The 6,269-nt window shown below is 65.0% G+C and carries 6 protein-coding genes; all 6 read left to right on the plus strand.

Going from position 1 to position 6,269, the window contains the following annotated elements:
* The first annotated feature begins 37 nt into the window (after positions 1-37).
* Positions 38-1,573, plus strand: coding sequence for an RNA polymerase factor sigma-54 (gene rpoN, locus AAGD32_03285; GenBank protein MEM8873261.1), 1,536 nt, complete (start codon positions 38-40; stop codon positions 1,571-1,573).
* Between the two features lie 37 nt (positions 1,574-1,610).
* Positions 1,611-2,510, plus strand: a complete 900-nt coding sequence (locus tag AAGD32_03290; GenBank protein ID MEM8873262.1) for a DMT family transporter — start codon at positions 1,611-1,613, stop codon at positions 2,508-2,510.
* 67 nt (positions 2,511-2,577) lie between these two features.
* The gene (locus AAGD32_03295) at positions 2,578-3,954 is read left to right on the plus strand and encodes an efflux RND transporter periplasmic adaptor subunit (GenBank protein ID MEM8873263.1); all 1,377 of its coding nucleotides are present in this window, start codon (positions 2,578-2,580) and stop codon (positions 3,952-3,954) included.
* Positions 3,955-3,957: 3 nt separating this feature from the next.
* Positions 3,958-4,647, plus strand: a complete 690-nt coding sequence (locus tag AAGD32_03300; protein MEM8873264.1) for an ABC transporter ATP-binding protein — start codon at positions 3,958-3,960, stop codon at positions 4,645-4,647.
* A complete protein-coding gene (locus tag AAGD32_03305; GenBank protein ID MEM8873265.1) occupies positions 4,647-5,918 on the plus strand; it encodes an ABC transporter permease in 1,272 nt (423 codons plus the stop codon). The genes AAGD32_03300 and AAGD32_03305 overlap by 1 nt, the downstream gene beginning before the upstream one ends.
* A partial coding sequence (locus AAGD32_03310) for a hypothetical protein (protein MEM8873266.1) occupies positions 5,911-6,269 on the plus strand: 359 nt, incomplete at its 3' end. The genes AAGD32_03305 and AAGD32_03310, both read left to right, overlap by 8 nt.

Genomic DNA, 6,269 nt, shown 5'->3' on the forward strand with positions numbered 1-6,269 from the left:
ATCGGATCGCCTCGCGGGGACCGAAGGAGTACGACCCATGGCCATGTCGATGAACCAGAGCCAGTCCATGCGGATGGATCAGCGGCAGCTTTTGACGCCGCGGATGATCCAGTCCATGGAGATCCTCCAGATGCCGCTGGCTCAGCTGGAAGAGCGCATCGAACAGGAACTGCAACAGAATCCCACGCTCGAACTCAAGGAGAAGCGTGGCGACGAAAAGGACCGCAACAAGGATGAGAACGGCGAACCGCTCCTCAAGGACAACGAAGTCCTCGAGGTCAACGGCACCGACAACGGGAGCGAGGAAGACTTCGCCCGGCTGGAAAAGATCGCCGACTACCTGGAAAACGAGGAATGGAGCAGCGGCCCGTCGTTCGGCCCGGGAGCGAGCAGCTACGCCGGCGAACGGGACGGCAAGCTCGACGCGATGGCCAACACCGCCGCCCGGTCCGGCACGCTCGGTGAGGAGTTGCTCGACCAGTGGCGGTTCGTCGAGGCCGCGCCTTCGGTCCGCAAGGCGGGCGAGATCCTGATCGGGTACATCGACGCCGACGGGTATATCCGCCAGACGCTGGAGGAAGTCGTCGAGCAAGCCGAGCAAAGCAACGGACGCACCGCCCTGCCGCCGATGGATGATTTCACCACGGCGTTGGGCCTGATCCAGCGGACGCTCGATCCGGCCGGCGTGGGCGCGCGAAACCTGCGCGAGTGCCTGCTGATCCAGCTTGCCCACATCGAGCAGGACCCGGAGATGGCCGAGGGGCACGACCTCGACCTCGAACGCGAACTGGTGCGTGACCATCTCAAGGACCTGGAGATGAACCGCTATCCGCAGATTTCCAAGCGGACCGGGCGCGACATCGAGACGCTTAAACGGGCCGTCGCCCGCCTCGGTCGCCTGCACCCGCACCCCGGCCGACAGGTCGGCGGCGACAACGGTGTCGCCATCACGCCCGACGCGATCATCACCTATAACGAGGACACCGGGAACTACGACATCCAAATGACATATGACCCGGCCCCCAATCTCTACATCCGCGGCATGTACCGCAAGATGCTCAAGGAAAAAGGCACCGACAAAACCACCAAGGAGTTCCTCACCGAGAACGTCCGCAACGCCAAGTGGTTGCTCGAATCCATCCAGCAGCGCCGCAGTACCATCGAGCGAGTGATCGAGCGAGTCGTGCATCACCAGCGTGACTTCTTCGACAAGGGCGCGGAGTTTCTCAAGCCGTTGCCGATGATCCAGGTCGGCGAGGAGCTCGGCATCCACGTCGCCACCGTGAGCCGGGCCGTGGCCGAGAAGCACATCCAAACGCCCAAGGGCATCTTCCCCCTGCGCCGTTTCTTCTCCGGCGGCACCACCACCGAGGACGGGCAGGACATGTCCTGGGACGCGGTCAAGGAAAAGCTCAAGACCATCGTTAACGAGGAAGACAAGTCCGACCCGCTCAGCGACGACCAGATCGTCGAGAAGCTCAACGAGCAAGGCATCGAACTCGCCCGCCGAACTGTGGCCAAATACCGCAAGCTGCTGAACCTCCCAACGGCCCGGCAGCGCAAGGAGTACTGAACCGCCACCGACGCGGGCCGGCCTACGCTGACCGCTCATGCAGTTACCCCTGGGCGAACTCGCCGCGCTGGGTGCGGCGGCGGTGTGGGCCGTTGGCACCGTGATCTTCGCCCATGCCGGGCGGAACGTCCCCGCACTCGCGCTCAACCTCGTCAAAGGCGTGCTCGCCCTGCCGCTGATCGTCATCGCGGCTTTGATCCTGCCCACCCAGTGGGGCCAGCCGTCGTTCGAAGCATTGCTGCTCTTTGGCGTCTCGGGGGCGCTCGGCATCGGTGTGGGCGACACGTGCTACTTCGCCGCGCTGCGACGCATCGGTGCCACGCGGACCGCGCTGCTGTTCATGGCATCGACGCCGATCGCGGTGCTGCTCTCGACGTTCGCGCTCGGCGAGCCGATCAACGTCTTCGCGATCCTCGGCATCGCACTGACGATCGCCGGCATCCTGTGGGTCATCGCCGAGCGTGCCACGGCCACGGACGCGCAGGCCAGCCGCAAGCTCGTCGCCGTCGGCATCACGTTCGGTCTCGCGGCGGCCGCGCTTCAGGCCGTCGGGCTCATCCTCAACCGGCAGGCGTTCAACCTCGCCACCGACACGTCCGAAGCCTGGGCAACAGTCCTGCGGCTCGCCTGTGGGTGCGCGGCCCTCGCGCTCGTGCTGTCCCTGCTCAACAACAAGCCCCTCGCCGACGCACGCCGCTGGCCGTGGAAGCTCATCGTCATCGGCATGGTGCTCGGAACTTTCACCGGGCTGCTGTTGCAACAGTTCTCCGTCAAACACGCGGTCAACGCAGGCATCGCCCAGACGCTACTCAACACGACACCGCTGTTCGTGCTGCCGATCGCCCCGCTCATCGGCGAGCGGGTGTCCCGGCGGGCAGTGTTGGGCGCGATCGTCGCGATGGCCGGCGTGAGCGTGTTGCTGTGGAGTGTGACGTGAGGTTGATCACGTTTGCTTGCAACTTCGCCGGACGCGCCGGATAACGTCGCGGAAGGATCCTCTCGCTTTGCTCAAGACCATTCTGAAAGTTCTCGGCGTCCTCGTGGCGGTGGTGCTGTTGCTGGGCGTGATCGCGGCGGTGGCGCTGCCGGTGCTGGGACGGGTGTTTGCCGGCCAGACGCAGGTCGAGCCCGTCATTGCGCGGACCGAAGCGGTGGTGATCGGCGAGCTCATCGAGATCGTCAGCGCACCGGGCCAGCTCGAACCGAGCGAGGAGGTGCAGATCTCGGCCCGCACCAGTGCCCGCATCCAAGAACTGCTCGTCGAGGAAGGCGACAGCGTGAAAGCGGGCGATGTGCTCGTTCGGCTCGATGCGACGGACCTGCAAGCGGTGCTCCGGGCTCGCAAGGCGCAATACGCCTCGCAGGAGGTCGACATTGCCGTCAACACCGCCCGGCTCGACGCGGTCGAAGCCGCCATCGACGCCGACCGCGCCCGGCTCGAGGAAGCCGAGCGCGACCTCAACCGCAAGCGTGCCCTGTTCGAGAGCGCGGACATCAGCATGGCCGAGGTCGAACGGGCCGAGGCGATGTTCACCCAAAACAGCGCGCAGCTCCGCAGTGCCGAGAAACAACTCGCCGCCGACCGCGCCAGCCTCGAAGCCCAACGTTTCCGCCTCGCCGTCGCCCAGGCCGACATCGACCGTGCCGAGGACGAACTTTCGTACACCGTCATCACAACGCCCATCGACGGCACCGTGACGCAGATCAACGGCGAGGTCGGCGAGGTCGTCGTCGTGGGCACGATGAACAATGCCGGCACGATGATCCTGGAAGTGGCCGACCTCGACGAGATGGAGGTCGTCGCCCAGATCGACGAGCAGGATGTCGCCGAGGTGAAGGCCGGGCAAACCGCCGAGGTCTTCATCGACGCCTATGGCGATCGCACCTTCAACGGCACCGTGCGGAGCGTCGCTCTCGCGCAAACGCTGGGGGCGACCGGCGTGAGTGGCGGCGGCAAGACGTTCGAAGCACGCATCCTCATCGACACCCATGGCGAACGGCTCATCACCGACCTGACCGCCAACGTCGAGGTGCGCACGAAGGTGCTCGACGGCGTACTCAAGGTGCCGAGCCAGGCGGTCGTCGGACGGGTCGTCGACGAGTTGCCGAGCGGTGCCCGTGACAAACCGGAAGTCGCGAGCGATCAACTCGTCACCGCCGTGGTCTACGTCGTCCGCGATGGAAAAGCGTTCGTTACACCGGTGGAGGTCGGCGCGAGCGACCTGACGCACACCGTCATCGAAGCCGGCGTTGCCGAGGGCGACGTGATCCTGACCGGGCCGTACACGTTGCTCGAAACCGTGCGCGACGGGGACACGTTGACGATGGAAGACGCGACGCCCGAAGCGTCCGACGACGAGTCCGAGGATGGTGCGTCGTAACTCATGCTGCACCTGCGTGACATCACGAAACACTACAAAGTCGGCGGCGAGCTCATCCGTGCGCTCGACGGCGTATCGCTCGACATCCAGACCAACGAGTACGTCGCACTCATGGGCTCGTCGGGATCGGGCAAGTCGACGATGATGAACATCCTCGGCTGCCTCGACCGCCCCACCGCCGGCAGCTACGAACTCGACGGCCAACGCGTGGACAAAATGGGCGCCGGCCGGCTCGCGATCGTCCGCAACAAGCTCATCGGATTCGTCTTCCAATCGTTCGAGCTTCTGCCACGGCTGAGCGCGCTCAAAAACGTCGAGCTGCCGTTGATCTACAGCCCCGACGGCTGGTGGGGCCGACGCACCAAGGCCAAGGCCGCGCTCGAACTGGTCGGTCTCGGTCAACGCATGAAGCACCGCCCCAACCAACTCTCCGGCGGCCAACGCCAACGCGTCGCCATCGCTCGTGCATTGGTCAACGAACCGTCCATCCTCCTCGCCGACGAACCCACCGGTAACCTCGACAGCAAGACCGGCGACGAGATCCTCGCACTCTTCGACGAACTCCACGCCGCCGGGCAAACCATCGTCATGGTCACGCACGAAGCCGACGTCGCCGAGCGGGCTAAACGCGTCGTCCGCATGAAGGACGGCCAGATCGTGGAGGACAGCAGTTCAACGGGAGCGGGCCGATGATGCGTTTGCTCTCCTCACCGCTGCGCCTGTTGCTGGTCGCGTACCAGAGCGTCATGCTCGCGATCGCGCAGATCTGGTCGAACAAACTGCGGTCGGTGCTCACGACCGTCGGCATCGTGATCGGCGTCGCCGCGGTGACCGCCGTCATTGCCGCGCTCACCGGTCTCCGGCAGAAGGTGCTTAGCGAGTTCGAAGCGATCGGCACGAACAAGATTTTCGTCTTTCCCCGTACCACCGACGAGATGCGTGCGTCGGGCATCTACCGCGACATCCGTTTCGAGATCGACCTGTTTGACGGGCTCGCCGAGTCGGCACCCAAGCTCAAGGCGTTCTACCGCAACGCCGAAACGCAACAGACCGTCAACGCCAATGGCGTTTCCACGGCCGTGTCCGTCAAGGGCGTCGAGCCGGCCTGGCACGCCGTGGAAAACCGCGCCGTCATGCAGGGTCGGCCGTTCAGCTTTGTCGAGAACGATCGCGGCCGCCCCGTCGCGTTGATTAACGAAAACGCCCAACAACTTTTCCGCCTCCCCCGCGACCCGATCGGACAAACGCTCACGATCCAGAGCCGGAAGTACCTCATCATCGGTGTCGTCGAACCGGCCCAAGAACTCGCGCTGTTCGGCGGCGGTCAGGATGGCAACCAGGCTGAAGTACTCATTCCGTTCAAGGCACTCGCGAGGGAAAACGCCTTCGGCGGACGCATGTTTTACTTCATCATCGCGGCGGCCGAGAACCCCGGCGTCGCGCCCGAAGCCGCGGCGCAGATCCGTTATTACCTCCGCGGCCGGCGCGGCATCGACTTCGACGAGGAAGAAGACTTCGGCGTCGAGTACATCGCGAAGTTCGTCGACCAGTTCAACCAACTCGCTGTCGCACTCACCGCCGTCGCCGGGGGCATCGTCGGTATCTCGCTGCTGGTCGGCGGTGTGGGCATCATGAACATCATGCTCGTGTCCGTCTCCGAGCGCACTCGCGAGATCGGGCTGCGCAAGGCGATCGGCGCACGTCCGACGACGGTGCTGTTGCAGTTTCTCATCGAAGCCGTCGTGTTGTGTTTGCTGGGCGGGCTCATCGGCGTGGCGGGCGGTCAGTTGCTCACGCTCGCGCTGCAGCAGATTCCCAACGCCGGTATTGAAAACGCGTACATCCCGACCTGGGCGATCGGGCTGGCCTTCGGGTTCAGCGCGACCACCGGCGTCGTCTTCGGCATGTTCCCCGCCATCAAAGCCTCCCGCCTCGATCCCATCGTCGCGCTACGCCATGAATGAAACCCGCACTCCATCAAGTGGCCGCGGGACGGCTGCGATCATCACGATACTCGCCGCAACCACGCTCGCCGGCTGCACCGGCTTCGGTGTCGGCGGCACCGGCGAACGCGTCATCCCCGAGGCCCGGCTCAACACCGTCGCCCGGCTCGACCTGCCCATCGCCGAAGCGTCCACGCAGCCCGCGACCATGCCGACCTCCCGGCCGGACATGTTCGCCGACATGGAGTCGATGCCGATCACGATCGAGCGAGCCCGCGCACTCGCCCTCGAACACAACCTCACGCTGCAAGTCGCCCTGATCGACCCGACGATCGCGGCGCAAAACCTCACGGCCGAGCAGGCCCGGTTCGA

This window comes from Planctomycetota bacterium (assembly GCA_039182125.1).
In the GTDB taxonomy this organism is placed as follows: domain Bacteria; phylum Planctomycetota; class Phycisphaerae; order Tepidisphaerales; family Tepidisphaeraceae; genus JBCDCH01.

Excerpts from the sequence above, each read along its gene's own strand:
- rpoN (MEM8873261.1), top strand. The coding sequence starts at position 38 with ATGGCCATGTCGATGAACCAGAGCCAGTCCATGCGGATGGATCAGCGG.
- AAGD32_03290 (MEM8873262.1), top strand. The coding sequence starts at position 1,611 with ATGCAGTTACCCCTGGGCGAACTCGCCGCGCTGGGTGCGGCGGCGGTG.
- AAGD32_03300 (MEM8873264.1), top strand. The coding sequence starts at position 3,958 with ATGCTGCACCTGCGTGACATCACGAAACACTACAAAGTCGGCGGCGAG.
- AAGD32_03305 (MEM8873265.1), top strand. The coding sequence starts at position 4,647 with ATGCGTTTGCTCTCCTCACCGCTGCGCCTGTTGCTGGTCGCGTACCAG.